The following is a 554-nucleotide window of genomic DNA, read 5'->3' on the forward strand; positions in this document are numbered from 1 at the left end:
GGGCGGTGCGTCCTGAGCCGCCCGCAGGGCGGCTGCGGCCGGAGCCAAGGCGTCAACGAGTGTCTTGTCCCCGGGCGAGGCGTCACCCACCCGGCGGATGGCCTCGAGTCCCTGGGCGGCACCCGTGGCGAGCGCGTCAGTCGTCAGCCCGGTCTCCGCACCGGCGGCCCGGCTCAACGCCTGGAACAGCAGACCGAACAGAGGACCACTGGTTCCGCCCACCTCGTCGAGAAAGGCAGTGGCCATGGCGCCGAGACACTCCTCCGGACCGGCCGAATCCGCCGCCCGGTCGAGCAGCAGACCGGCAGCCCGGACCCCGGCGGCCAGATTGGCACCGAAGTCGCCGTCGCCCGCCTGCTGGTCGAGAGCGGTCAGTTCCGCTTCGGTGGCGTACACCGAAGCGGTGAAGCGCCCTGCCCAGTCACGGGTCTGCGCGCCGTCGAGAGCGTTGCTCGTCATGGGCCCTCCTCGTGCTTGCGTTCCCGGGGCGCCGGGAGCCCGGCCCGCCGGTCCGCACCCCCGCACTGCGGTGGTGAGCGGTCGGCGGGCCGGGC

The 554-nt window shown here is 74.0% G+C and carries 1 protein-coding gene; it reads right to left on the reverse strand.

The window, feature by feature from the left end; translation table 11 throughout:
* Positions 1 to 459 (reverse strand): DAK2 domain-containing protein (locus tag E6R62_RS38780; RefSeq protein WP_136218037.1); only part of this gene is annotated, 459 nt, incomplete at its 3' end.
* Positions 460 to 554: the final 95 nt, after the last annotated feature.

Origin of the sequence: Streptomyces sp. A1136 (assembly GCF_004795055.1) — a bacterium.
In the GTDB taxonomy this organism is placed as follows: Bacteria; Actinomycetota; Actinomycetes; order Streptomycetales; family Streptomycetaceae; genus Streptomyces.